Source organism: Afipia sp. GW821-FHT14H12 (assembly GCF_058803465.1).
Genome location: NZ_JBXAOZ010000002.1, coordinates 396,425 through 422,568, shown reverse-complemented (window position 1 = coordinate 422,568; position 26,144 = coordinate 396,425). Strand labels below are relative to the sequence as shown.

Genomic DNA, 26,144 nt, shown 5'->3' with positions numbered 1-26,144 from the left:
CTCGTCGTTAGCGGTTGTTCGGAATGAAGGTCGGGCCGACCGAGCGGATCTTTCCCGGATCGGTATTTGCCTCCGGTGCCGATGCGGCGGGAGCCGAGGTCTGGGGCTGCTTCGCAGGCGCGGTGCGTGGCGGCTGCGACATCCGCCTGGCGCGGTCCTCGGTCACGGTAATGTCGCCTTGCTCCGCGCCGCTCGACGTATCCACGTTCTTCAGCGCATCGGCCCAGCTCTGCCCCGGTGCGCGGCAACTGCACGTCTTGTCGTACTGGGTGCGGAAGTGGAAGGCGTTCGGCGACTGCGAGTAGGGCTGGCCATTGATCGAGACGGCCTGCGCGATGTCCTCACCCGGATTGTGATAGGTGTAGAGCGTGACCTGCGCATTCGGGCACAGGCTCTTGCAGGTGCGCTCGTCATCCGCGAAGCGGCTCGGCACAGTCGCGAATGAAATCGGGAAATAGGAGCCGTCGCAGCTTTTGACGCAGACGGTGCGGTAGGTGCCGGATTGCGGTGCGTTCGGATCGACCACGCCATTGTTGTCGGAGGGACCGCCGCCGAAGAGGTTGCTCAGGAAGTTTCCGGAGCGCGCCATGTTGGCGTATTGCGGGCCGCAATTGTTCTGCGCCAGCGCAAGGATCACCGAACGCCGCTGCGGATCGTCGGCGCTGTTTGCCGATCCTGTACGCAGCCGCTCCAGGCTGGAGGTGATCTGGTCGAGGTTCTGGCGCATCTGCTGGATCTGATTGTTGATCGGGCCGCATTGAGCGGAGCGGCCGTTGAACAGCGAGAAGAACCCGGAACTGTCGCAGCCCTGATCCCGCGCCCGCGCCTGAACGCGCTCCAGTTCGGCCTGCTGGCGGTTCGCGGCATCCTCATAACGCCGGATCTGGTCGGCCTTGCCGGCATCGCCGCCGCCCTGGCTGCGGTCGATGGCGGCCAACTGGCCTTCAAGGCGCTGGCACATCGGGCTGCCCTGACCACCACTGCCCGGTGTGAAATTCTGCGCAAAAGCGGGGGCCGACAGCCCTGCGATAGCGAGGGCAGCCAGCATCGGCAGGGATCGAGGGAGCATCGCCAAGTACTTATCCGGGAAAGCAGCCGCAGGCGCGGCCAATGCGGGTTTGCATAGCCGTTTCAGGGGGCAAGGTCACGCCGATTTCTGGGCGCTCTCAAGGCAAGGCAGAGCGTCCCGGTGAATAACGCAAGGCCGGCGAAGCCGCGATTTACCGCTGGCAGGTGATGGCGACGTAAGCCTCGGCGCGCGAAGCCGGGCTCCGGGTGGAGGCCGGAATGGCGCCGGTGATGTCCTCATTCTCGACGCGGTGGTAGGAACTCGCCCGCGCGAATTGATGGGATTCGCAATACATCCGCGCCGCGGAAGCGCCGCAACTCGCGCCATTGGCGAGGCATTCGTCGATGCCATAGCCGTCCGGCTGATTGGCGATGATGAACACGCGGCTATCGGCATAAGCAGGCAAGGAGGAGAGGGCGAGAACGCACAACGCAGCCGCGGAACTCAGTCGCATGGGGCACCAAAAACGAGAATCGGAAGCCCGACACGGATAAGGCTAAAATGTTAAAAATCATTAACCCGCCTGTTTCGGAGCACTAGCCGCCGTTGACCAGGCTGCGGGCTGCCCCTTGACGGGGCGCGCGGGGCTGGCCATTGTGCCGGCCATGAACGGTTCTTCCTCGTTTTTCGGCATTTGCCACGAGATTATTAGCTAGCGATTCGCTGGCTGGAGCCGTCTTTTCTCACATCGAGATCACCTGACGCCCGGCCACGAGTGTGGTGGTTCGCGTGTCCGCATCATGTCGGCGGCCCGTTCATTTGGGCGCACGTACGAATTCGGACGCCAGGGCAAGGGAATGATGTCTATGGAGCTGAGGCTCTACGATACGCTGACGAAGGACAAACGCGCCTTCAAGCCGATCGATCCGCGCAACGTGCGGATGTACGTCTGCGGACCGACGGTCTACGACTTCGCCCATATCGGCAATGCGCGCCCGGTCATCGTGTTCGACGTGCTGTTCCGCCTGCTGCGGCACATCTACGGCGAGCAGCACGTCACTTACGTGCGCAACATCACCGACGTCGATGACAAGATCAACGACCGCGCGCTGCGCGACTATCCTGGCCTGCCGCTGAACGAGGCGATCCGCAAGGTCACGGAAAAGACCGCGACGCAGTTTCATGCCGACGTTGATGCACTCGGCTGCCTGAAGCCAACCGTCGAGCCGCGCGCGACCGATTTCGTGCTGCCGCGCGCCGACGGCAAGGCCGACATGGTGTCGCTCATCAAGACCCTCATCGATCGCGGTCATGCCTATGAAGCGAACGGCGAGGTGCTGTTCGACACCGCTTCGATGCCGGATTACGGCAAGCTCTCCGGCCGCAAGCTCGATGAGCAGCAGGCCGGCGCGCGCATCGCGGTGGACGCGCACAAGAAACATCCGGCGGACTTCGTGTTGTGGAAGCAATCCTCAGCCGATGAGCCGGGCTGGGACAGCCCGTGGGGCCGGGGGCGGCCCGGCTGGCACATCGAATGCTCTGCCATGAGCGCCGCATATTTGGGCGATGTGTTCGACATTCATGGCGGCGGCCTCGACCTGATCTTCCCGCACCATGAAAACGAGATCGCTCAATCGCGCTGCGCCCACGGCACGCATGCGATGGCGAACTACTGGCTGCATAACGGCTTCCTGCAGGTCGAAGGCGAGAAGATGTCGAAGAGCCTCGGCAACTTCGTCACCATCAATGAACTCTTGAAGGACTGGCCGGGCGAGGTCGTGCGCCTCAACATGCTCAAGACCCATTATCGTTCGCCGATCGACTGGACGGTGAAGGGGCTGGAGGAAAGCGCGAAGGTTCTGGACGACTGGTACGCAACTGCGGGTGATATCAAGGGCAGCGCGCCTGCAGGCACAGTGCTCGATACGCTCGCGGACGATCTTAACACCGCGCAGACTGTTGCGGCGCTGCATGGCCTGCGCCATCAGGCGGAACGGGGCGGCGAAGCCGAGCGCAATGAATTCGCTTCATCGCTCCGGTTGCTGGGCTTTCTGGCAGAGACACGAGCGGATTGGGATGCCCGCAAGCAGGAGGCAAGCGGCGTCGATGCCGCGCAAGTGAGCGCCCTGATCGCGGATCGCACGGCTGCCCGCGCGCGCAAGGACTGGAAGGAATCCGACCGCATCCGCGACGAACTCGCGGCGATGGGCGTCGCCATCAAGGATTCCAAGGAAGGCACCACCTGGGAGATCGCGAGATGAAAGAGCCCGAGACGCCTTTTCCACGCCACTGGCGCTATTATATCGTGTTGAAGTGGTGCGTGATCGCTTTGGCGGTCGCGCTCGCATTCAAGTTTTTCGGATATTGGTGATGGCACAGGCGCTTCCCAAAATCGGGCTGCGGCCATTCCTGCCGGCCGATACCTCGATTCTCGCCGCGATCTTCATCGCCAGCATCGAGGAATTGACCGAGGACAGCTATTCCGAGGCGCAGCGCGAGGCATGGGCTTCGCGCGCCGAGGATGAGGCGGCGTTCGGCAAGAAACTCGGCGCGCAACTGACACTGGTTGCGACGGTGCAGGGCTCGCCGGTCGGCTTTGCTTCGCTGAGAGGCGCCGACCATCTCGACATGTTGTTCGTGCATCCGGGAGCGGTCCGGCAGGGCGTGGCAAGCACGCTGTGCGATGCGCTTGAAAAACTCGCGGCGGCGCGCGGAGCGAAGCTTATGAGCGTCGATGCCAGCGATTCCGCGCAGGAGTTTTTCGCGGGCCGTGGCTATCTCGGCCAGCAGCGCAATTCGATTTCCATTGGCGACGAATGGCTCGCCAACACCACCATGACCAAAGCACTCGGCGACACGCCGCCTGAGGATAATCCAAGACTTCGACAATAAGGTTGGCATCATGAGCCGCGAACGACTCTATCTTTTCGACACCACGCTGCGCGACGGCGCGCAGACCAGCGGGGTCGATTTCACGCTGCACGACAAGCGCGTGATCGCGCAGATGCTTGACGATCTCGGCCTCGATTATGTCGAGGGCGGTTATCCGGGCGCGAACCCGGCGGACAGCGAATTCTTCAGCACCCATCCGAAATTTGCCCACGCGAAGTTCACCGCGTTCGGCATGGTGCGCCGCGCGGGCCGTTCGGCGTCGAACGACCCCGGATTCGTCGGCGTGCTGGAGGCGAAGGCGGATGCGTTCTGCCTCGTCGCGAAATCCTCCGCCTATCAGGTGCGGGTCGCGCTCGAGACGACGAAGGAGGAAAACCTCGCCTCGATCCGCGACAGCGTGAGCGCGGCGGCGAAGAAAAGCGGTGAGGCCATGCTCGACTGCGAGCATTTTTTCGACGGCTACAAGGAAGACCCGGAATTCGCGCTGGCATGTGCCAAGGCCGCCTATGAGTCCGGCGCGCGCTGGGTGGTGCTGTGCGACACCAACGGCGGTACCATGCCGGATGAGGTTGAGGCGATCGTCGGCGAGGTGACGAAGCACATCCCCGGCACGCATCTCGGCATCCATGCGCATGACGATACCGGGCAGGCGGTTGCGAATTCGCTCGCGGCGGTGCGCGCGGGCGTGCGCCAGATCCAGGGTACGCTGAACGGCCTCGGCGAGCGTTGCGGCAACGCCAATCTGTGCTCGCTGATTCCGACGCTGAAACTGAAAAAGCCATTCGTCGATACGTTCGAGATCGGCGTGTCGGATGCGAAGCTCGCCACACTGACGCAGGTTTCGCGCGCGCTCGACGATATCCTGAACCGCGTGCCCGACAAGCATGCGCCGTATGTCGGCGAAAGCGCGTTCGTCACCAAGACCGGCATTCATGCGTCGGCGGTGCTGAAGGACCCGCACACCTACGAGCACATCGCGCCGGATGTCGTCGGCAACCGCCGCCAGGTTCTGGTGTCGGATCAGGCCGGGCGCTCGAACGTGCTGGCGGCGCTGGAGCGCGCGGGCATTGCCTTTGACAAGAACGATCCGAAGGTCACGCGCCTCGTCGAGGAGATGAAGGAGCGGGAAGCGGGTGGTTACGCCTACGAATCCGCCGATGCGTCGTTCGAGCTGCTGGCGCGGCGCACGCTCGGCCATGTGCCGAATTATTTCCGCGTCGTGCAGTTCGACGTCAATGTCGAGCAGCGCTCCAACGGGAACGGTCCGCACACTGTTGCTCTCGCGGTGGTGAAGGTCGAGGTCGCGGGCGAGGTGCTGATCTCGGCGGCGGAAGGCAATGGCCCCGTCAACGCGCTCGACGTCGCGCTGCGCAAGGATCTCGGCAAGTATCAGAAATACATCGACGGCCTGAAACTGACCGATTACCGCGTGCGTATCCTCAATGGCGGTACCGAGGCGGTGACGCGCGTGCTGGTGGAGAGCGAAGACGAGAACGGCGCGCGCTGGACCACCATCGGCGTATCGTCCAACGTGATCGACGCTTCGTTCCAGGCGCTGATGGATTCGCTCACCTACAAGCTGGTGAAGTCAGGCGCGCCAGCGTGACGATTGCCAGCCGGGAGATATCTTCCGGGATTACATCTGCGCGGTGACGGCTTCCGCCGGTGCCGGAGCGGACTGCGAACTTGAGGCTGCGGCCTCCAGCTTCGGCACGATGTCCTCGACGCGATTGGCCGTGAGGAAGTTCACCGCCAGTCCCTGACGGATGAATTCTTTCTGGCGCATGTGCGCGAGCAGCGACAACAGCGGCTCCCAGAAATTGCCGATGTTGGCCAGCAGCACCGGCTTGGTGTGACGACCGAGCTGTGCCCACGTCATTTGCTCGACCAGCTCTTCCAGCGTGCCGATTCCGCCGGGCAGGGCGACGAAGGCGTCGGAATGTTCGAACATGAGTTGCTTGCGCTCATGCATGTTGTTGGTGACGATCAGTTCCTGCGCGCGATCCAGCATATGCTCGCGGGCAATCAGGAAGTCCGGGATGATGCCGGTCACCTTGCCGCCGTGGTCGAGAACGCCATTGGCGACCGCGCCCATCAGGCCGATAGAGCCGCCCCCATACACCAGGCCGATGCCGTTCTCGGCAAAGGCTTTGCCGAGGGCGCTTGCTGCTTCCATGAACTGGGGGTCTGTACCTGGGCCGGAACCGCAATAAACGCAGACAGTCTTAATATTATTGGTCTTGGTCATCAACTCGATGTGGCATCGCCGTGTGACCTCGTCAAGACGAGCCGGGACGTGGCGAAAAGCCGTCCTGTACGGCGCCGGGGCAGAAAAACGCCCCGGCCGGATGCGGAACCGCCTGTGGCATCCTATATGACAGATCTATGTTGCCGAATCGAAGCCCGGCGCGGGGCCTTTCGCCCCGAAGCCGCAGGATTGTGAATGACCGCCTCTGATACGCCCGATCAAAATCGCCCCGCCCGAGCGGTGGCGAACGCCTCGCTGACCGCGACGCTGGTGCAGCTCTGGCCATATATCTGGCCGGGAGAGCGGGCCGACCTGAAAATGCGCGTGGTCTGGTCGATGGTGCTTCTGGTGATCGCCAAGGCGCTCACCATGATCGTGCCGTTCACCTTCAAATGGGCGATCGATGCGCTGAACGGGCAGGGCAGCGCGCCGGTCGCGCCGTCGAACTGGATGATGTGGCTGCTCGCCTCGCCGATCATTCTGACGGTGAGCTACGGCGCCACCCGCGTCCTGATGGCGGTGTTCACGCAGTGGCGCGACGGCATCTTCGCCAAGGTCGCGATGCATGCGGTGCGCAAACTCGCGTACCTCACCTTCGTGCACATGCACGAATTGTCGCTGCGTTTTCATCTCCAGCGCAAGACCGGCGGGCTGACGCGCGTTCTGGAGCGCGGCCGCACCGGGATCGAGACCATCGTGCGGCTCGCCGTGCAGCAACTGGCGCCGACCGTCGTCGAACTGACGATGATGATGGGCGTGCTGCTGTATCAGTTCGACTGGCGCTACGTGCTGATCACGGTCGGCACCGTGCTGGCCTATATGTGGTTCACCTATGTCGCGACCGAGTGGCGGATCGATATTCGCCGCCGCATGAACGAGTCCGACACCGAAGCCAACACCAAGGCCATCGACTCGCTGCTCAATTACGAGACGGTGAAGTATTTCGGTGCGGAGACGCGCGAGGCGCAGCGTTACGACGCCTCGATGGAGCGTTACGAGCGCGCCAGCACCAAGACCTATACCTCGCTCGCCTGGCTCAACACCGGACAGGCGGTGATTTTCTCGTTCGGCATCACCGCGACGATGGTGCTGTGCGCCATCGGCATCCGCAACGGCACCCAGAGCGTCGGCGATTTCGTCATGATCAATGCCATGATGATCCAGCTCTATCAGCCGCTGAACTTCATGGGCTTCGTCTATCGCGAGATCAAGCAGGCGATCATCGACATCGAGATGATGTTCGGCGTGCTGAGCCGCAATCCGGAAGTGAAGGATAGGCCCGGCGCGAAACCGCTGCAGGTGACGTCGGGCACGGTGCGTTTCGAGGACGTGCATTTCCATTACGACCCGGACCGCGAGATTCTCAAGGGCATTACGTTCGAGGTGCCCGCCGGCAAGACTGTCGCGATCGTCGGCCCGTCGGGCGCGGGCAAGTCGACAATCTCGCGGCTGCTGTTTCGCCTTTACGATCTGAGCAGCGGACGCATCACCATCGACGGGCAGGACATTCGCGACGTGCAGCAGACATCGCTGCGCGCGGCAATCGGTATGGTGCCGCAGGATACGGTGCTGTTCAACGACACCATCCGCTACAACATCCGCTATGGCCGCTGGGATGCGAGCGATACCGATGTCGAGGCTGCCGCGCAGATGGCGCAGATCGACGGCTTCATCCGCATGTCGCCGCAGGGCTACGAGACGGAAGTCGGCGAGCGCGGCCTGAAACTGTCGGGTGGCGAGAAGCAGCGCGTGGCCATCGCGCGCACCATCCTCAAGGGGCCGCCGATCCTCGTGCTGGACGAGGCGACCTCCGCGCTCGACAGCCATACCGAACGGGAAATTCAGGACGAACTGGAAAAGGTGTCGCGCAACCGCACCTCGCTGGTGATCGCGCATCGCCTGTCCACTATCGTCAGCGCCGACGAGATCATCGTGCTCGAACGCGGGCGCATCGCCGAGCGTGGCACGCACATGCAGTTGCTTGCGATGGATGGCCTGTACGCCAGCATGTGGAACAGGCAGCGTGAGGCCGACGAGGCGCGCGAGAAGCTCGCCCAGTTCGGCGACGACGAGCTGGCCGGGAAGGACGGACAGGCTGGGGACGTTTCGCCTGCACGGGATGCCGCGGAGTAGGCAGTACCAGCCCGAACGAACAGGCGCTTTTCCGAGACTTTTTGTGACGCACGCCCTAGAATAGGCAAAGATTCCCGCTCTCTCGCCGAAACGAGAAAGCAGACGTTGCCGGACCACTCATTTTCATCGCTGTAAAGCGGATATCCTTCGGAGTCCCATGTCGATCGCCAATTCCATCCGCGCGCAAATCCCGCCGATCCATCAGGAGGGATACCCTTTCATTGGCGGCTTCGCTCTGGCGAGCCTGATCCTGTTCTGGCTGTGGGCGCCGCTCGGCTGGATCGGCGTCGTGCTGACGATCTGGTGCGCGCTGTTCTTCCGCGATCCCGTCCGTACCACGCCGGTGCGGGAAGGGCTTGTCGTGGCGCCGGCCGATGGCCGGGTGTCGATGGTGCAGCCGGTGGTGCCGCCCGCCGAGCTTGGCCTCGGCGACAAGCCGTTGATGCGGATTTCCATCTTCATGAGCGTGTTCAACTGCCATGTGAACCGCAGCCCCGTGGCGGGCCGGATCGAACGCATCGCCTATCGCCCCGGCAAGTTCATCAATGCCGAACTCGACAAGGCGAGTGAGGACAACGAGCGCAATTCGCTGGTGATCGCGACGCCTGCGGGGCGCATCGGCGTCATCCAGATCGCGGGGCTCGTCGCGCGGCGCATCGTCTCCTTCGTGCGCGAGGGCGAAAGCCTTGCCGCAGGACAGCGCTTCGGTCTGATCCGGTTTGGCTCGCGGCTCGATGTTTTCCTCCCCGATGGCGCCAAACCGCTGGTGGCGGTAGGGCAGACGGCGGTGGCGGGGGAGACTGTGCTGGCCGATTTCCAGATGGGCGATGGCGGCCGCGTCTACCGCACAGATTAACCTTATCCGCCATGCGATTGCGGAAGATGAGCGGCTTGCCGCATGGCTTTAAGTCATGTTGGCGGAGCACGATAATCCCCATATAAAGGGTTCATGAGCACACACCCCCGTTCTGACAAGCCCGATATGCAACGCCGCCGGTTCGGCTCGATCCCGGTGCGGGTCTTGGTGCCCAATGTCATCACGCTTCTCGCGCTGTGCGCGGGCCTGTCCGCCATCCGAATGTCGATCGAGGGGCGCAACGAACTGGCGCTCGGCGCGATCGTGTTCGCGGCCATTCTCGACGGCATCGACGGCCGCGTGGCGCGGATGATCAAGGGGCAGTCGCGTTTCGGAGCCGAACTCGACAGCCTCGCCGATTTCGTGAACTTCGGCGTGACCCCGGCGCTGATCCTGTATTTCTGGCAGCTGCACGACTTCAACAATGTCGGCTGGATCGCCGCGATGATCTTCGCGATTTCAAGCTGCCTGCGGCTCGCGCGCTTCAATACGCAGATCGACCAGCCGAGTGATCTGCCGTTCGCGGCGAATTACTTCACCGGCGTGCCGGCGCCGCTCGGCGCGCTCTGCGTGCTGCTGCCGATGTACCTGGTGCTGATCGGGTTGCCGCAACTGCCGACGACGGTGATTTTGATTTTCACGTTGACCATGGCGTTCCTGATGGTGTCGCGCCTACCTGTTTATTCCGGCAAGAAGCTCGGTGCCCGCGTATCGCCGGAAGCAGCGGTGCCGCTGGTCATCTTCGCGGTTCTGTTTATCGCCGTGCTCATCAGCTATCCGTGGTACGTGCTGAGCGTCGGGTCGATGATCTATCTCGCCGCGCTGCCGATTAGCTGGGCAGCCTTCCGCAAGCAGGAGCGGGCCTTCCGCGCGCAGCAGAGCGCTGGGCAGGGTGTCGCTTCCGCGACCGCGCCGGAGCCGGTGTTCACCCCGCCGTCGGATTCGGAAGCGTCCGATCGGCCGACGCGGCTGAACTGATTCCGCCAGATGACGGTCAGGCGGTGATATTCACGCCGCCGGCCGGAGCTGCACCACCGCCTTGCGACGGGGTTGCCGTCTGCTGGGAAGCCTGCTGGGCTTCGTCGACGGCTTCCTGATCGGCCTTGATCGTGGCTTCATCGGCCTTGGCGGCCTGGTCCGCGGCAAGCTTGGCCTGGGCCTGCGCCAGGGTGGCCTGTGAGGAAATGGAATTGCTGATCGCAGTCATTTCAATTCTCGCCGGTTGATCCTTCAGAGACTACGCCCGCTATCTTTTCAAAATATTAACCATGATGACGCGAGGCCTCGCGTGGGGCAGCTTCTCGCGCGCAGCGTGAGGCCTTTTGCTCCCCGCGTTTCATAAGCTTTACGCGAATTTAATTGCGCCGACGCTACGGTTTGGAACGCGGCTCAGAACGGCCGTTGTGCGCGTCGGAGTACTTCATGGATATTACCACTAGCATCGGCCTGGTCGCCGGTACCATCGTTGTCGTTACGATGGTGCTGATGGGGGGCGATCTCCACATGTTCATCAGCGAACATGCGATGATCATCATTTTCGGTGGTTCGATTTCCGCGACGCTGATCCGCTTCCCGCTGGTTTCGATTCTGCACGGCCTGCCGCTGGGCGCGAAGTTCGCCTTCACGATGAGCCGAACCACTCCGCGTGGCCTCGTCGATGAATTGGCCGGCGTTGCCGAGATTGCCCGCAAGCAGGGTCCGGTTGGCCTCGAGAAAGTGGAGACTCCTGACCCGTTTCTGGCCAAGGGCATCCGCTACGTCGCCGACGGCTACGACATGGATTTCATCCGCGACAACCTCGAGCGCGACCGCGACAATTTCCTGATGCATCTCGACGAGGGCAGCAAGATCTATCGCGCCATCGGCGACTGCGCGCCGGCGTTCGGCATGATCGGTACGCTGATCGGCATGGTGCAGATGTTCGCCAACATGACCGATCCCTCGAAGCTCGGACCCTTTATGGCGACCGCGCTGCTCGCAACGCTGTACGGCGCTCTGGTCGCGAACCTGTTCTGCTTGCCGATCGCCGACAAGCTGCACGGCAAGCTGCTCGATGAAGAAACCAACCGCACGATCATCATCGACGGGATTTTGATGATCCGCGACGCCAAGAGCCCGACGCTGGTGCGCGAAATGCTGCTCGCTTACCTGCCGGAAAAACATCGGCACGAAGCCGGCGAGCCGGTGCCCGCGTAAGCGGCGCCTGCGCGGGGCAGGGACAGCACCATGGCCAAGAAAAAACGCGGCGAGGCCCATGCGGGAGGACACGGCTGGTTCGTGACCTTCGCCGACCTGATGGGCCTGATGATGAGCTTTTTCGTCATGCTGGTCGCGTTTTCCAATCAGGACCAGACCAAGCTGAAGATCGTCGCGGGCTCGATGCGCGAGGCTTTCGGCGTGGCCAATGCGCGCTATTCGGGCGTGATCGAAACCGATGGCCTGCCGACGCGGCCGAAACTGAAGAATGTCGACCATATTCCGCCGGAGGAGGCGTCCAACACGCCGTCGCCGGATGAAAAGGAGCACGCCAAGCTTTACGGCGCCCGCATCAAAACCGATCGCGAGTTTGCGCTGGCCTCGGCCTCGCTACGGCAGGCCTTGCAGGACATGCCGGAGATGACGGAGCTGTCCAAGCACATCATGTTCGAGGAGACCAAGCAGGGTCTCAACCTCGAGATCGTCGATCAGGATGGCCGTTCGATGTTCGCGGAAGGCTCGCGCGAGCCTTATGAGCGCACGCGCATGCTGATCCGCAAGCTGGCGGCGCCGTTGCGGCAGTCGCCGCTGCGGGTGGCGATCGTCGGCCATACCTCGTCGGATTTCACCTCGCCGCGCCCCGGCTATGATGCCTTCGATCTCTCCGCCGACCGCGCCAATGCGGTGCGTCAGATTCTGGAGCGGGCAGGGCTGCCGAGCACCCATATCTTCTCGGTTTCCGGCAAGGCGGACAGTGAGCCGCTGTTTCCGGACGATCCCTCGCTGGCTGCCAACCGCCGCGTGACCATCACCCTGATGCGGGAAGATCCGCCACTGCCGCCGGATTTAAAACCCTAATGGCTTGATTAAACTAAAGTTTAATCAGCTACTATATTACCTTAATGTGAGTTCCCTGCTTCATGCATTGGGCAGGAAGCCCCAGCGGTGTTATACGGTCGCCGCTGATCGCCCATCCAGGCCGCCCGCGGCGAATGATCATCAAGGCGTTTTTCTCACTTCATGGCTGCTACCGAACCGCCCACCGACCTCCCCACCGAGGCCGCTCCTGCTCACGGCTTTTGGAGCCTGACTGTAGGCAGCATCGGCGTGGTGTTTGGCGACATCGGCACCTCGCCGCTCTACGCGTTCCGCGAAGCCGCGCATAGCGCCGCCGGAGCAGGGGTCATCACCCGGCCCATCGTGCTGGGTGTGTTGTCGCTGGTTCTGTGGGCGCTGTTCGTCGTGGTGACCGCGAAGTACGTGCTGCTGCTCCTGCGCGCCGATAACAACGGCGAGGGCGGCACGCTCTCCTTGATGGCGCTGGGCCAGCGTGCGCTTGGCCGCCGGGCGTGGGTATTGCTGGCGCTCGGGGTCGTCGGCGCGGCGATGTTCCTCGGCGACTCGATGATTACGCCGGCGATCTCGGTGCTGTCGGCGGTCGAAGGCCTCAAACTCGCCGCACCTGAATTCGAGCATTACGTGGTGCCGCTGACGGTGTTGATTCTCGTCATCCTGTTCGCGGTGCAAAGCAGCGGGACCACGCGCATCGCGGCGGCGTTCGGCCCGGTCATGATCCTGTGGTTCATCCTGCTGGCCGTGCTTGGCGCGTGGCACATCGCCGATGATCCGACCGTGCTCGCGGCGATCAATCCGTATTACGCGGTCTCGTTCATGCTGACGCATGGCGAGATCAGTCTTGTGACACTGGGCGCCGTCTTCCTGTGCGTTACCGGCGGCGAGGCGTTGTACGCCGATCTTGGCCATTTCGGACGCAAGCCGATCCAGGCTGCATGGCTTTATTTCGTGCTGCCGGCGCTGCTGATCAATTATTTCGGGCAGGGCGCGATGCTGCTGGCGCATCCCGACAAGATCGACAACACCTTCTATCATATGGTGCCAAGTTATCTGCTGGTGCCCGTCATCATTCTGGCGACGGCAGCGACCGTGATCGCGAGCCAGGCGGTTATCACCGGCGCGTATTCGCTGACGCGGCAGGCGATTCAGCTCGGCCTGCTGCCGCGATTTGAAGTCCGTTACACGTCGGAGGTTCACGCCGGGCAAATCTACCTGCCGCGTGTCAACACCCTGCTGCTGATCGGCGTGTTGCTGCTGGTCGGCCTGTTCCGTACGTCGAGCGGCCTTGCCTCGGCCTACGGCATCGCCGTGTCCACCACTATGGTCGCAGACGGCATCATGGGCTTCATCGTGGTGTGGAAGCTGTGGAACTGGCGCGCGGCCACGGCGGCGGCGCTGATCGCTCCGCTCGTCTTCGTGGACACCAGCTTCTTCATCGCCAATCTGTTGAAGCTGTTTGAAGGCGCGTGGGTGCCGCTGCTGTTCGGCCTCTGCCTCGTCGCGATGATCTGGACCTGGCGGCGCGGCACCGGAATCCTCTTGAACAAGACGCGTCGCACCGAAGTGCCGTTGCGCGATCTCATCAAGAGTCTCGAGAAGCGCCCGCCGCATGTCGTGAAGGGAACGGCCGTATTCCTCACCAGCGACCCGGAATTCGTGCCGACCGCGCTGCTGCATAATTTGAAGCACAACAAGGTGCTGCACGAGCACAATGTCATTCTCACCATTCGCACCGCAACGACGCCGCGCGTCGATCCGATCGACCGCGTGGAATACGAGGGGATCAGCGAGAAATTCTCCATCGTGCGGCTGAACTTCGGCTTCATGGAAACGCCGAATGTGCCAAAGGCGCTGGCGATCGCGCGCAAGCTCGGCTGGCAGTTCGACATCATGGCGACGTCGTTCTTCGTGTCGCGCCGCTCGCTGAAGCCCGCCGCGCAATCCAGCATGCCGCTGTGGCAGGATCATCTTTTCATCGCGATGAGCAAGTCGGCCAACGACGCGACCGACTATTTCCAGATTCCAACCGGTCGCGTGGTCGAGGTCGGAACGCAGGTCACCATATAATATTGTTTCAATATTGCCCTTTTTGACAGGCGGGACGACTTGATCTCTCTGCGCCCCCAGCGTATAGCGCTGGCCGTTTTCGCCGCTGCTCGGCGTTGAGGCACCTTTCCCCATGACAAGTGACATATCGGTCTCCGCCGCGGAAACGTCGGCGGCGGAAGAGCATGGGCAGGCGCATTCCACGGCGTCATATAAGGCGCTGATGCTGGGTTCCATCGGCGTCGTGTACGGCGACATCGGTACCTCACCGCTGTATGCCTTCCGCGAAGCGATCAATGCGGCGACCGGTTCGGGGAGCATCCAGCCCGGTATCGTGCTGGGCGTGCTGTCGCTGATCCTCTGGACGCTGATCGTGGTGGTGACGCTGAAATATGTCGTCATCCTGCTGCGCGCCGACAACAATGGGGAAGGCGGCACGCTCGCGCTGATGGCGCTGGCGCAACGCGCACTCGGCACGGCGGGCGGAGGGCTGATCCTGCTCGGCATCATCAGCGGCGCGTTGTTCTATGGCGATGCCGTCATCACGCCCGCGCTGTCGGTCCTCTCCGCCATCGAAGGCATGAAGCTCGCGACGGAAGCGCTCGACCCTTATATCGTGCCGCTGACGGTCATCATTCTCGCAGCACTGTTCGCGGTGCAGTCGCGCGGCACCGCGCGGGTCGCCGCATTTTTCGGCCCCCTGATGTGCCTCTGGTTCGCGGTCATCGGCATTGCGGCGATCCCGCCGATTCTCCATCAGCCGCAGGTCTTCCTGGCGCTCAATCCGCTGCTCGCGCTCGAATTCCTGCTGGAGCATGGCGTCATCGGCCTTGTCACGCTTGGCGCCGTGTTTCTTGCCGTGACGGGTGCGGAGGCGCTTTACGCGGACCTCGGCCATTTCGGCAAGTCGCCGATCCGGATCACATGGCTTGCGATCGTGCTGCCGTCGCTGGCGTTGAACTATCTCGGGCAGGCGGCAATGGTGTTGCACAATCCGGCCGCCGTGCAGAACCCGTTCTTCCTGATGTTTCCGGATTGGGCGCTGGTGCCGATGGTCGTGCTGGCGACGTTGGCGACCGTGATCGCGAGCCAGGCCGTCATCACCGGCGCATATTCGCTGACCCGGCAGGCGGTGCAACTCGGGCTGCTGCCCCGGTTCGAGATCCGCCACACCTCCGAGAGCCATGCGGGGCAAATCTATATCCCACGCCTCAATCGCCTGCTGTTCATCGCCGTGCTGCTGCTGGTGGTTCTGTTCCGCTCGTCGAGCGCTTTGGCGTCCGCCTATGGCATCGCGGTGACGGGCACCATGGTCGTGACCGGCATGATGGGCTTCATCGTGATCTGGCGGGTCTGGAAATGGAGCCCATTCGCGGCGGGCCTTTTGATGGCGCCGTTCCTGCTGTTCGACCTGACGTTCCTCGCGGCCAACCTGCTCAAGGTGTTCGAAGGCGGCTGGGTGCCGCTGGCGATCGGCGGCGTCGTGATGCTGCTGATGTATACGTGGCGCAAGGGCAGCAAGGTTCTGTTCGAGAAATCCCACAAGCAGGAAATTCCGCTGGAAGACCTCGTGAGGATGCTGGAGAAAAAACCGCCGCAGCGCGTTCCCGGCACGGCGGTGTTCCTGACCAGCAATGCCACGCTGGCGCCGACCGCGCTGATGCACAGCCTCAAGCACTACAAGGTGCTGCACGAGAAGAACGTCATTCTCACGGTCGAGATCGCGCGCATGCCGCGCGTCGACCTCAACGAGCGCGTGCGGATGGAGCCGATCAGCGAAACGTTTGTCCGCGTCACGTTGCGCTTCGGCTTCATGGAATCGCCGAACGTGCCGAAGGCGCTGGCGATCGCGCGCAAGCTCGGCTGGCAGTTCGACATCATGGCGACGTCGTTCTTCCTGTCGCGGAGGTTGTTGAAACCGGCGGCCCAATCCAGCATGCCGCTGTGGCAGGATCGTCTGTTCATCGCGATGAGCCGTTCGGCCAACGACGCCACCGACTATTTCCAGATCCCGACCGGTCGCGTGGTCGAAATCGGAACACAGGTCGCCATCTGAACCTGCGTAAACTCTGGCCGGACGGTCTTGATTTTGAGGGCGCAAAGGGGGAGTTTGCGCGGGCTTATTTCGCAGCGGAGGCTTCCTTGTCCGATACCAGCATGGTGCACGACCTGACCCCCGAGGAGGTGGCCAAGGGCCTGATCGAGGGGCGCTATCTCTTGATCGACGTGCGCGAGCCGAACGAGACTGCGGCGGAGGCCTATCCCGAGGGCGCGACGATGCCGCTCTCGGCCTTCGATCCGGCCGCATTGCCCGACCCCGAAGGCAGGACGGTGGTGTTCGCCTGCCGCTCCGGCAAGCGCTCGGTGACGGCCTCGCTCGCGGCGCAGGCTGCCGGCAAGCCGTATCATTTCCACCTCGCAGGCGGCATGATCGGCTGGAAAGCCGCGGGCCTTCCCACCAAAATTGGCGGCTAGCACGAGCGCGCTTGCGCTTGAGGTGATCGTTCTCGATTTGCGGGCGATATGAGCACGATTTTCTCCGATCTTCCGGTGACGATTTTCGAGGTGATGTCGCAGCTCGCGCGCGACCACGATGCCATCAACCTCGGGCAGGGCTTTCCCGAAGCGCCGGGGCCGGAGGACATCCGCCGCAAGGCCGCCGACGCGGTGCTGAACGGCTACAATCAGTATCCCTCGATGATGGGCCTGCCGGAGTTGCGGGCCGCAATTGCTGACCACTACGCGCATTGGCACGGTGTTGCGTTCGATCCCATGAGCGAGGTGATGGTGACCTCGGGCGCGACCGAGGCTCTCGCGGGTGCGATCCTCGGTCTTGTCGGCGAAGGCGACGAGGTTGTGGTTTTCCAGCCGTTCTACGACGCCTATGTGCCGCTGATCCGCCGCGCGGGCGGCATTCCGCGCCTCGTCCGGCTGGAGCCGCCGCACTGGCGGCTCACCGAGAACGCGTTGCGCGCGGCATTCACGCCGAAGACGAAATTCGTGATCTTCAACAACCCGCTCAATCCGGCGGCGGTGGTGTACCCGCGCGAGGACCTCGAACTGCTGGCGCGCTTCTGCCAGGAATTCGATGCGGTCGCGATCTGCGACGAAGTGTGGGAGCACATCGTGTTCGATGGCCGCGCGCATATTCCGCTGATCGCGATCCCCGGGATGCGCGAACGCACGGTGAAGATAGGCTCGGCAGGCAAGATCTTCGCGCTCACCGGCTGGAAGGTCGGGTTCGTCTGCGCCGCGCCAAAGCTACTGCGCGTGCTGGCCAAGGCGCATCAGTTTCTGGCCTTCACCACCGCGCCGAATTTGCAAGTGGCGGTGGCCTACGGGCTAGGTAAGCCAGATAGCTTCTTCGACGAGATGCGGCGCGATCTGCAGCGCAGCCGCGACCGTCTGACGGATGGCTTGAAGTCCATCGGCTTTCCGGTGCTGGCTTCGCAGGGGACGTACTTCCTCAACATCGATCTCGCGCCACTTGGCCTCAACGAGACCGATGAGGATTTCTGCAAGCGCATTGTGGTGGAGCACAAGGTCGCGTCCATTCCGGTCTCGTCGTTCTACGAGGATGATGCGGTGAAGTCCGTGGTGCGGCTTTGCTTCGCCAAATCGGACGCGACGATTGACACGGCGCTGGAGCGCCTGTCGCGCGTGCTGCGAAGCTAAGGAGACAGCGATGAAAATTGCGAAGCTCTTGCTTGTGCTCGTGGCCGCGATGACTGTTTCGTCCGCGCAGGCGGCCGAGCGCGTGGTGAACTTCTACAACTGGTCGAGCTACATGGCGCCCGGCGTGCTGGAGGACTTTACCGGGGAAACCGGCATTAAGGTGGTCTACGACACGTTCGACGCCAACGAGACGCTGGAGACGCGGCTGCTCGCGGGCAAGTCCGGCTACGACCTTGTCGTGCCGACGGCATATTTCCTGCAACGCCAGATCGTCGCCGGTGTGTTCCAGAAGCTCGACAAGTCGAAACTGCCGAACCTCAAGAATGCCTGGCCCGAGGTGATGAACCATCTCGCGCAATACGACCCCGGTAACACGTACGCGGTCAATTACATGTGGGGCACCACCGGCATCGGCTACAATGTGAGCGCCGTGCATAAGATCCTTGGTCCCAATGCCGTGATCGACAGTTGGGATACGATCTTCAATCCGGAGAAGATCGCGAAGTTCAAGGATTGCGGCATCCATATGCTGGATTCCGCCGACGACATTCTGCCCGCCGCGCTGAACTGGCTCGGTCTTGATCCAAATTCGACGCGGCGCGAGGATCTGGAAAAGGCGGCGGAGGCGGTCGCGAAAATCCGTCCTTATGTTCGCAAATTCCATTCGTCCGAATATCTCAGCGCGCTCGCCACCGGCGAAATCTGCCTCGCGGTCGGCTGGTCCGGCGATATCAAGCAGGCGCAGAAGCGGGCAGCGGAATCGAACAACGGCGTCGAAATCGCCTATGCGATCTCGAAGGAGGGCGCGCAGATGTTCTTCGACAACCTCGCCATTCCCTCGGATGCGAAGAACGTCGACGAGGCTTACGCGCTGATCGATTACCTCTACCGCCCGGACGTCGCGGCGAAGAATTCGAGCTTCCTCGGCTATGCCAGCGGCAATCTCGCCGCGCAAAAACTGGTCGATCCGAAAGTGTTGAATGATCGCGGCGTCTATCCGGACGAGGCGACGATGAAGCGGCTGTTCATCATCACCGCGCGCGCGCCCGCGATGCAGCGCGCCATCAACCGGTTATGGACAAAGGTGAAGACGGGGCGGTGATTGCCGTCACCGCCAGCGGCGGTGCAGCCACAGCCACTGTTCGGGATGCTCACGCACCCAGCCCTCGATCACCGAGGTGACGCGCTGCATGGTGCCCTGAATATCGACTTCGCCTGATTCATTACGCGCAGGCTCGATCCGCTCGGTGAGATCGACGCGGAATCGCCGGTTCGGCAGCCGCACCACACGCACGCCATGAACCGGACAATCGATCCGGCGGACGAGACGGGCGAGCAGGGGATTGGCCTTCACCCTCCGGCCGAAGAACATGACATCGACGCCGCGCCCGAAATGCTGGTCCACCAGCATGCCGATATGGAGGCCGCGTTGCAGAGCTGCGGCGAGCTTGATCGGCGCGTCATGCGTGGTGGCGATCATTTCGCCCATGTTGACCGAGCGCAATTCCTGAATCGCGCGGTCGGCGGCGGCGATGTTGGGGCGGCGGAACAGTACGGCGGAGTCGAGGCCGTGGGTTGCAGCGGCCAGTGCGGGAAGCTCCCAGTTACCGAGATGGCTTGCGAAGATCAGCGCGCCCTTGCCGTCGTTCTTCAGCTCCGCAAAGCGTTCCTGCGTGCCGGGCCCGAACTCGACGGTGTTCTTTTCGGGGGTGGCCGGATCGTATTTCCAGATATGGTCGAGATGGGCGAATTCGGCGCCGATGCGGCCGAGATTGTCCCATACGCCGGCGAGGATCGCGTCGATCTCCTCCGGTGATTTTTCGGGAAACGCCGCGACAAGGTTGGCGTGCGCGACACGATGCTCCGGCCACCACGGGCCGATCGTACGCGTGATCTTCGCGAAAACATCGCCGGTTTTCACGGCGTCGAAATGTCGTGTGGCGCGCAGCAGCCCGACCGCCGCCGCACCGATCACGGCATTTTTCGCCGCGACGAATTTGTTGCGGAGAATGATCTTCGAGCGGAGGACGAGGTGCGCCATTTACAGCGTGACGATGATCTTGCCGAACACCTGACGGCTTTCCATCCGCTCCAGTGCTTTCTCCACGTTCTCGACCGGGACCTCGGTATCGATCACGGGCTTGATGCCTTGCGCCATCTTGTCGAGGCTCTCGGCGATATTGCGCATGGAGGCGCCGAACGAACCGATGATGCGATACTGCTGCTGGAACAATTGCATCAGGTTGATCGTAGTGGTGGGGCCGGAGGTCGAGCCGCAGGTGACGAGGCGGCCGCCGCGTTTCAGGCATAGCAGCGAGCCGTTGAAGGTGTCCGCGCCGACATGCTCGAACACGACATCGACGCCCTTCTTGCGGGTGATCTTGCGCGTCTCGCCCTCGAAGCGGTCCTTGCGGTAGTTGATGACGTAATCCGCACCGAGCGCCTTCACGCCCTCGATCTTTTCGTCGCTGCCGACCGTGGTGATGACCGTGCAGCCGATGGCTTTGGCCATCATGATCGCGACCGTGCCGATGCCGGAGCCGCCGGCATGAACGAGGACGGTCTCGCCCGGTTGCAGCTTGGCGTTGTCGAACAGCATGTGCTGGACGGTCGAGAAGGCGATGGGCGCGCAGGCCGCGTCGCGCAGGCTGACGCTGTCGGGCACCGGAATGACCAGCCGCGCGTCGAGGTTCATCAGCTCGCGCGCGAAGCCGTCGACATGGAAGCCCATGATGCCCGCCACGTTTTCACAGAGGTTGTCGCGGCCCTCCTGACAGGCCTTGCAGGTGCCGCAGGTCAGCGCGCCGTACATCACGACCTTCTGGCCGGGCGTGAAGCGCGTGGCGTTCTTGCCGGTCGCGACGATCTCGCCGGAGGCTTCCGCGCCGACGACAAGCGGCATCTTGCGCTTGGCGAAGGCCATGCCGCGATAGCCCCAGACGTCGATATGGTTGAGCGCGACCGCGCGGACGCGAATCTGCACCTCGTTCTCCGCCGGTGGCGGCGGCGGAGGCATTTCGACGACCGTCAACTGGCGGTCGGCAACGAGGGTAAGCGCGCGCATGGGAGGCGTCCTGAAAGAAATCAGCCTTGGGAGTGAACCTTGGGAATGAACGAGGTATCGCCGCTTGGCGCGGCCGCGTCAACCGGTCAGAAAGACTTTATACGCCAGAGACTTAAATAGGCTCGCGGGTCAGGATCAACGAGGCGTTCTGGCCGCCAAAGCCGAACGAATTTGACATCACCGCCGTCACCTTGGCGTCGCGGGCCGTGTTTGGCACCACGTCGAAGGGGATCGCGGGGTCGGGGATGTCGTAATTGATCGTCGGTGGAATGCGCTGGTGCTCGAGCGTCAGCAGCGAGAACACCGCTTCGACCGCGCCAGCAGCGGACAGCGTATGCCCGACCATCGACTTGTTAGAGGAGACCGGCACCTGCGTCGCGCGTTCGCCGAACACGGTCGAGATGCCGAGATATTCCATCTTGTCGTTTTCCGGCGTGCCGGTGCCGTGGGCGTTGATGTAGTCGATCTGTTCGACGCTCATGCCCGCATCGTCGAGCGCCTTGCGCACGCAGCCGATGATCGGCTTGCCGTCGGGGCTCGAGCGGGTGCGATGGAAGGAATCGGCGAGTTCGCCGCAACCGGCCAGCACACCCAGAATTTTGGCGCCGCGCGCGGTCGCGGCTTCATAACTTTCCAGCACCAGTGCGCCTGCGCCTTCCGCCATCACGAAGCCGTCGCGGTTCTTCGCGAACGGGCGCACGGCGGCCTGCGGCGGATCGTTGTTGGTGGACAGAGCCGAGAGCAGCGAGAAGCGGATCAGCGCTTCGGGATTCACCGAGCCGTCGGTCGCAACGCACAGCGCGGCATCGGCCTCGCCACGGCGGATCGCCTCGACGCCGAGCTGGATCGCGGTCGCGCCCGATGCGCAGGCGGTGGAGAGCGAAATCGGCGAGCCCTTGGTGCCGAAGCGTTCGACCAGATGGTCGGCAACGGAGCCGAACAGGAAGCGTTTGTGGAAGCCCGCGAACTTACCGCCGCCGCTGACCTTGAGCATAGCGTCGTAGTCGATGCCGGATGTGGCGCTGGTCGCGCGCGCGGCTTCAAGACGCGCCATCCATTCGACTTCGACGGGCGCAACCGCGAGAAACAGCGGGCCGGGGAAATCGCCTTTGCTGCCGATGGCCGCTTGAGTCACCGCTTCCTCGGTGGCGAGGTCCGCGAGCTTGTCGGACAGCGCCGTGGATGTGAACGGCTCGATCGGAATGAAATCGACGGTACCAGCCATGGTGGTGCGCAGCCCGTCGGTCGGAAAGCGGGTGATGGTGCGGATTCCGGATTCGCCCGCCGTGAGTTTTTTCCAGTTCTCGGCCTTGCCCGCGCCGAGCGAGGTGACGACGCCCATGCCGGTGACGACGACGGTGGGGCGGCCGAACTTGTCTTTCGCTGCGGTCATGCGGGTTCTCCGATCTCAGGCCGGAACAGATTCGACCAGCGCCATGCCTTCGCCCCGCCAGTGTCCGGTGTTGACCACGACAATCTGGGAGGGGGAGGCGGTAGTTTCAACCTCAAGGCCGGTCGTATCGTTGGCTGCGAACAATTTCCCCCTGGACAGCGACAGCGCGGCCAGCGCGAGTCCGAGCGGAAACTGGGCCTCGATGAGATGGCCGAACGAGGTGCCGAGCGCACGCACTGGCGCGCCTGCATGTTTCTTCAGGAAGGCGCGTTCTTCATCGGTGGCCTGAGCAGCGCCGGTCGCGCTGGTGAGGATCGGCGCATCCGCCTTTGCACCGAGCTTCGCCCACAGGCCGTCGAGCACGGCGGTGATGTTGCCCGGCGTCGAGCGGCGGGCGTGATCCGCGACGACATGCGTGAGCCGCGCGAACGGCTTGGCGCCACGTGCCTGCGCGTGGTCTTTCGATTCGATCACGAGGAAGACACCGCCAGAGCCGAGCGCGAAACCGGAATGGCTTGCATCGCGTGCCCAGACCGGAGCGAACTTGTTCTTCAATGCGAAGTCGCCGAACTCGTAGAGCATCAGCAGGTCTTTGCGCTCGCCATTATGCGCGGCCCCCACCAGTGCGATGTCGCTCTGGCCGGAGACGATCCGCGCAAGCGCGATGCGGAAGGCATCGGTACCGGCCGCTTCCTCGCCCATGAAGGTGCGGGAGGAGCCGGTGACGCCGTGCACGATCGAGATGTTGCCCGCGAGCAGGTTGGACAATTGCGCCAGAAACAGTGTCGGACGCAGGTCGCTCATCAGCCGCTCGTTCAGCGTGCCGGGGGCGGCGTTGCCCTGCGCCTGATCGTTGATGACCGCAGCATCGACGGCGAGATCGCGCTCGCCGCCGCCTGCGGCAACGATCATGTCCATGCGCGAGAGAATGTCGGTGTTGCCCTTGAGGCCCGCGCTGTCGAGCGCAAGACCGGCCGCGTAGGTGCCGATCCGCTGCCAGGCTTCCATCTGGCGCTGGTCGCCCTTCTTCGGAATCTGCGCGTCGTAGTTCAGTTTGACGATCGGATGCACCGGGTAGGGCGCGAAAGTCGCTTCGTCGACATTGACCTTGCGCGCCTCGAGCGCGTCCCAATGCTGGTCGAGGCCTTCGCCCAGCGACGAAGCAAGACCGATGCCGGTGATCCAGACCTCACGGGTTGAAGAGGTGTTGCTCATGACGTGGCCTGTCCGGGGAAGCCGATCTGCCGGGCCATCTGTTCCATGTGGCCACGCAAATCTGCGTTGGGAAACGGGGTGTGGCGGAAGGTGAGTTCCGCATTGCATTTCAGCTTGCCGTCAACACTGATCTTAGCGGCGGTGACGGCGAAACCGGAGCCGTCATGGACGACATGCGCGTCCACGGTGAGCGGTTCGCCCGGCTTGATGAAATCGCGCATCTTGGCTTCCTTGACGGAGGCGAGGAACGGCATGCGTTCAAACTTCAACATCGCGATCAGCAACCAGCCCGATGTCTGCGCCATGGTCTCGATCAGCAGCACGCCGGGCATCAGCGGATAGCCGGGGAAGTGGCCCTCGAAGATCGAGCTTTGCTGCGGCACCTGCGCGGAGACGGTGATGCGGCGCTCGCCGACATTAAGATCGACGATGCGATCGACCATCTGGAAATATTCGAGGCGCATGGGCGTGCGCGTCAGGCGCCCTTGGCGGCGACCAACTCGTCGATGCGCGCGCTGAGGTTTTTCAGGACGAAGTACTGTTCCGTCGTCGCCTTGCCGTCGTTGACCTCCTGCGTCCACTTCTCCAGCGGCAGCTTGATGCCGAACGCCTTGTCTATGGCGAACGCGATATCGAGGAAGTCGAGGCTGTCGATGCCGAGATCATCGATCGCGTGGCTTTCCGGCGTGATGGTATCGCGCGGGATATCGCAGGTTTCAGCAATGATCGTGGCGACCTGATCGAACGTAGAAGACATTCATTAAGCCTTTGATTATTCTCGGTAAACGCCGATCGGCGCAAAGGAGAGCACGGCCCGGTTAGCGCACCCCCATCGGCACGTCCGAAGCAAATGTTCGTATAACGGAGCGGGGCGATGAGTTCAATGGCGGCGAGACGGCCCTCCCGGGCGGCTCACGAAGGCGTTTTGGCCCTAACTATGGGGCGAAGTGTCGATTTCCCCGCAATTGCGCAGGCCCATCATGATGCAATCCTGCGTCTGCCGCATGTGATTGAGGCTGGTGACGAGCCACACGCCGACCGCGATCAGGACAACCGCAAACACGGTCGCGGCGAGATTCGCCCACATCCGCTGACGATAGTCGACCGGTTCCGGCGCAGGGGATTGCTGGGGAGACAAAGGCGCAGGCTTGGCCGGTCGCGGGCTGAATTTCACCACGCGGCGCTCACTGTCGGGAAAATCAGGCGGACGCGCCATGTCTTTAAAGTCTCGCCTTCAGAGTCCGGCTCAGGGTCCGGTTGCTTCTGTCATTCAGGATAGGTCTGCATCATCATCGGGACAAGGCGCCGTGGCGACCCATTCGGGGGATACCAATTCGATTGTCCGATGCCGCACAAGTGATCCGCTGTCGCTCCTCACAAAATGGATGAACTGGCAACATTGCGATCCATCGCCTGCGAGGGACGAGCCGAAGGAGGATCAAGATGGTCATCAAGCGCGAGCCGGTGCTTGAGCCGGTGCCGATCATGTCGTTGCGCCCGACCCAGATGACGGTCGGAATGCGGGAGGTGAAGGAAAAGCGGAAGCGCTGGCGCGAACACGATGACAGGAAGCGCGCGAAACTGCTCGGCAGGCACCAGATCCCTGTCGTGGTCGGGCCTGACAAGATGAATTATGTGATCGATCACCATCACTTGGCGCGAGCACTTCATGAAGAGGGCGAGAAGGATGTGCTGGTCAGCGTGATTGCGGACCTGACCATGGTGGACCCAAAGGCGTTCTGGGTCGTGCTCGACAATCACCGTTGGGTCTATCCCTACGACGAGAACGGAGAGCGGCGTCCTTACAAGGATTTGCCGAAGAATGTCGGCAAGCTGAAGGATGATCCGTTCCGCAGTCTCGCCGGCGAGCTTCGGCGCGTGGGAGGTTTTGCCAAGGACACGACGCCGTTCAGCGAATTCCTGTGGGCGGATTTTCTGCGGCGGCGATTGGTGCGCAAGGTCGTCGACAAGGATTTCGAGAAGGCGATGGAAAAGGCTCTCGCGCTCGCCAAGAGCAAGGACGCGATCTACCTGCCGGGCTGGTGCGGACCGGCCGACGATAATTGAGCAGAGTGTTGCCGTGACGGCTAAGGTGATGCGCTTAAGTCGGCTTTTCGCCTGAAAGTAGCCGGTGCAGGGTCCGCTCCAGCGGGCCGCCCGCGATCAGGAGGATGAGCGCCACGGCGAGCGCGACGGCGACGAGCCGCCATTCGCCCGCGCCGCAGATCACGCCAACGCAGGCGGTGAACCAGACGCAGGCGGCACTCGTCAGGCCGTGGACCTTGTGCTGGCCGGCGACTTCGGCGTGAACGATGACACCCGCGCCGAGAAAGCCGATGCCGGTGAGGATGCCCTGGATGACGCGGCTTGTTGCATCGGAAATCCGGGCTTCGCCGGATATCGGCATGGCGAAGATGACGGCCGCGGCACAGGCTAGGCCGACGAGGCCAAGCGTGCGCATGCCGATTGGCTTGCCGTGCAGGTCGCGATTGAGGCCGATCGCGGCGCTTGCGAGCGTCGCAACCCCAAGCCGCAGCACAATGTCGTCCCAGGCGATCATGG

The 26,144-nt window shown here is 62.9% G+C and carries 26 protein-coding genes; 14 read left to right on the top strand and 12 right to left on the bottom strand.

Translation table 11 applies throughout. The annotated features are described in order from the left end of the window. Positions 1-7 precede the first annotated feature (7 nt). Positions 8-1,069 carry a DUF2865 domain-containing protein gene (locus AC1RNA_RS13550; protein ID WP_492951440.1) on the bottom strand — a complete coding sequence of 354 codons (1,062 nt, stop codon included), beginning with the start codon at positions 1,067-1,069 and terminating at the stop codon, positions 8-10. 151 nt (positions 1,070-1,220) lie between these two features. Then, complete coding sequence (locus AC1RNA_RS13545; RefSeq protein ID WP_048756294.1) at positions 1,221-1,523, bottom strand: hypothetical protein; 303 nt, start codon at positions 1,521-1,523, stop codon at positions 1,221-1,223. 352 nt (positions 1,524-1,875) lie between these two features. Here AC1RNA_RS13545 and cysS point away from each other — a divergent pair, with 352 nt between their 5' ends. The 3 genes from cysS (at position 1,876) to cimA (ending at position 5,507) form a co-directional block, all read left to right on the top strand. Continuing rightward, the gene (gene cysS / locus AC1RNA_RS13540) at positions 1,876-3,270 is read left to right on the top strand and encodes a cysteine--tRNA ligase (protein ID WP_492951555.1); all 1,395 of its coding nucleotides are present in this window, start codon (positions 1,876-1,878) and stop codon (positions 3,268-3,270) included. Between the two features lie 109 nt (positions 3,271-3,379). Then, positions 3,380-3,901, top strand: coding sequence for a GNAT family N-acetyltransferase (locus AC1RNA_RS13535; protein WP_009339162.1), 522 nt, complete (start codon positions 3,380-3,382; stop codon positions 3,899-3,901). Between the two features lie 10 nt (positions 3,902-3,911). Beyond that, the gene (gene cimA, locus AC1RNA_RS13530) at positions 3,912-5,507 is read left to right on the top strand and encodes a citramalate synthase (RefSeq protein ID WP_492951439.1); all 1,596 of its coding nucleotides are present in this window, start codon (positions 3,912-3,914) and stop codon (positions 5,505-5,507) included. Positions 5,508-5,537: 30 nt separating this feature from the next. Here cimA and AC1RNA_RS13525 read toward each other — a convergent pair whose 3' ends face one another. Next, positions 5,538-6,149: an LOG family protein gene (locus AC1RNA_RS13525; protein ID WP_492951438.1), complete on the bottom strand. Its 612-nt coding sequence runs from the start codon at positions 6,147-6,149 to the stop codon at positions 5,538-5,540. Positions 6,150-6,344: 195 nt separating this feature from the next. On the opposite strand from AC1RNA_RS13525, the gene AC1RNA_RS13520 reads away from it, so the two are divergent. The 3 genes from AC1RNA_RS13520 to AC1RNA_RS13510 all read left to right on the top strand — a co-directional run bounded on the left by AC1RNA_RS13520 (position 6,345) and on the right by AC1RNA_RS13510 (position 10,116). Continuing rightward, on the top strand, positions 6,345-8,282 hold the full coding sequence (locus tag AC1RNA_RS13520; RefSeq protein ID WP_492951437.1) for an ABCB family ABC transporter ATP-binding protein/permease: 1,938 nt from the start codon (positions 6,345-6,347) through the stop codon (positions 8,280-8,282). 142 nt (positions 8,283-8,424) lie between these two features. Then, positions 8,425-9,138 (top strand): phosphatidylserine decarboxylase, encoded by a 714-nt coding sequence (locus AC1RNA_RS13515; RefSeq protein WP_283804992.1) that lies wholly within the window; start codon positions 8,425-8,427, stop codon positions 9,136-9,138. Between the two features lie 93 nt (positions 9,139-9,231). Further along, the gene (locus tag AC1RNA_RS13510; RefSeq protein WP_048756289.1) at positions 9,232-10,116 is read left to right on the top strand and encodes a CDP-alcohol phosphatidyltransferase family protein; all 885 of its coding nucleotides are present in this window, start codon (positions 9,232-9,234) and stop codon (positions 10,114-10,116) included. A 16-nt stretch (positions 10,117-10,132) separates the two neighbouring features. Here the strand turns inward: AC1RNA_RS13510 and AC1RNA_RS13505 are convergent, their stop codons facing one another. Next, positions 10,133-10,345, bottom strand: coding sequence for a hypothetical protein (locus tag AC1RNA_RS13505; RefSeq protein WP_009339168.1), 213 nt, complete (start codon positions 10,343-10,345; stop codon positions 10,133-10,135). 215 nt (positions 10,346-10,560) lie between these two features. On the opposite strand from AC1RNA_RS13505, the gene AC1RNA_RS13500 reads away from it, so the two are divergent. From AC1RNA_RS13500 to AC1RNA_RS13470, 7 genes are all read left to right on the top strand, one after another. Continuing rightward, a complete protein-coding gene (locus AC1RNA_RS13500) occupies positions 10,561-11,334 on the top strand; it encodes a motility protein A (RefSeq protein ID WP_492951436.1) in 774 nt (257 codons plus the stop codon). A 30-nt stretch (positions 11,335-11,364) separates the two neighbouring features. Continuing rightward, entirely contained in the window at positions 11,365-12,192 is an 828-nt protein-coding gene (locus AC1RNA_RS13495; protein WP_492951435.1) for an OmpA/MotB family protein, read from the top strand. A 162-nt stretch (positions 12,193-12,354) separates the two neighbouring features. Then, on the top strand, positions 12,355-14,256 hold the full coding sequence (locus AC1RNA_RS13490; protein ID WP_009339171.1) for a potassium transporter Kup: 1,902 nt from the start codon (positions 12,355-12,357) through the stop codon (positions 14,254-14,256). A 112-nt stretch (positions 14,257-14,368) separates the two neighbouring features. Beyond that, positions 14,369-16,291 carry a potassium transporter Kup gene (locus tag AC1RNA_RS13485; protein WP_492951434.1) on the top strand — a complete coding sequence of 641 codons (1,923 nt, stop codon included), beginning with the start codon at positions 14,369-14,371 and terminating at the stop codon, positions 16,289-16,291. A 101-nt stretch (positions 16,292-16,392) separates the two neighbouring features. Further along, a complete protein-coding gene (locus AC1RNA_RS13480) occupies positions 16,393-16,710 on the top strand; it encodes a rhodanese-like domain-containing protein (RefSeq protein ID WP_492951554.1) in 318 nt (105 codons plus the stop codon). A gap of 48 nt (positions 16,711-16,758) precedes the next feature. Further along, positions 16,759-17,910, top strand: a complete 1,152-nt coding sequence (locus tag AC1RNA_RS13475) for an aminotransferase (protein WP_492951433.1) — start codon at positions 16,759-16,761, stop codon at positions 17,908-17,910. A gap of 10 nt (positions 17,911-17,920) precedes the next feature. Beyond that, a complete protein-coding gene (locus tag AC1RNA_RS13470; RefSeq protein ID WP_492951432.1) occupies positions 17,921-19,012 on the top strand; it encodes a polyamine ABC transporter substrate-binding protein in 1,092 nt (363 codons plus the stop codon). Between the two features lie 6 nt (positions 19,013-19,018). On the opposite strand, the gene AC1RNA_RS13465 is transcribed toward AC1RNA_RS13470, so the two are convergent. From AC1RNA_RS13465 to AC1RNA_RS13435, 7 genes are all read right to left on the bottom strand, one after another. Continuing rightward, positions 19,019-19,951, bottom strand: a complete 933-nt coding sequence (locus AC1RNA_RS13465; protein WP_492951431.1) for a lipid A biosynthesis lauroyl acyltransferase — start codon at positions 19,949-19,951, stop codon at positions 19,019-19,021. After that, complete coding sequence (locus tag AC1RNA_RS13460) at positions 19,952-20,974, bottom strand: zinc-binding dehydrogenase (RefSeq protein ID WP_492951430.1); 1,023 nt, start codon at positions 20,972-20,974, stop codon at positions 19,952-19,954. 112 nt (positions 20,975-21,086) lie between these two features. Further along, positions 21,087-22,367, bottom strand: a complete 1,281-nt coding sequence (locus tag AC1RNA_RS13455; protein WP_492951429.1) for a beta-ketoacyl-ACP synthase — start codon at positions 22,365-22,367, stop codon at positions 21,087-21,089. A 15-nt stretch (positions 22,368-22,382) separates the two neighbouring features. Then, a complete protein-coding gene (locus AC1RNA_RS13450) occupies positions 22,383-23,582 on the bottom strand; it encodes a beta-ketoacyl-ACP synthase (RefSeq protein WP_492951428.1) in 1,200 nt (399 codons plus the stop codon). After that, positions 23,579-24,046, bottom strand: a complete 468-nt coding sequence (locus AC1RNA_RS13445) for a 3-hydroxyacyl-ACP dehydratase FabZ family protein (protein ID WP_009339180.1) — start codon at positions 24,044-24,046, stop codon at positions 23,579-23,581. Before AC1RNA_RS13445 ends, AC1RNA_RS13450 begins: the two co-directional genes overlap by 4 nt. Positions 24,047-24,057: 11 nt before the next feature. Beyond that, a complete protein-coding gene (locus AC1RNA_RS13440) occupies positions 24,058-24,339 on the bottom strand; it encodes an acyl carrier protein (RefSeq protein WP_002711294.1) in 282 nt (93 codons plus the stop codon). 174 nt (positions 24,340-24,513) lie between these two features. Then, positions 24,514-24,798 carry a hypothetical protein gene (locus tag AC1RNA_RS13435; RefSeq protein WP_009339181.1) on the bottom strand — a complete coding sequence of 95 codons (285 nt, stop codon included), beginning with the start codon at positions 24,796-24,798 and terminating at the stop codon, positions 24,514-24,516. Positions 24,799-25,025: 227 nt separating this feature from the next. On the opposite strand from AC1RNA_RS13435, the gene AC1RNA_RS13430 reads away from it, so the two are divergent. Further along, positions 25,026-25,649 carry a ParB-like protein gene (locus tag AC1RNA_RS13430; protein ID WP_048756272.1) on the top strand — a complete coding sequence of 208 codons (624 nt, stop codon included), beginning with the start codon at positions 25,026-25,028 and terminating at the stop codon, positions 25,647-25,649. A 34-nt stretch (positions 25,650-25,683) separates the two neighbouring features. On the opposite strand, the gene AC1RNA_RS13425 is transcribed toward AC1RNA_RS13430, so the two are convergent. Next, positions 25,684-26,142 carry an MgtC/SapB family protein gene (locus tag AC1RNA_RS13425; protein WP_492951427.1) on the bottom strand — a complete coding sequence of 153 codons (459 nt, stop codon included), beginning with the start codon at positions 26,140-26,142 and terminating at the stop codon, positions 25,684-25,686. Positions 26,143-26,144: the final 2 nt, after the last annotated feature.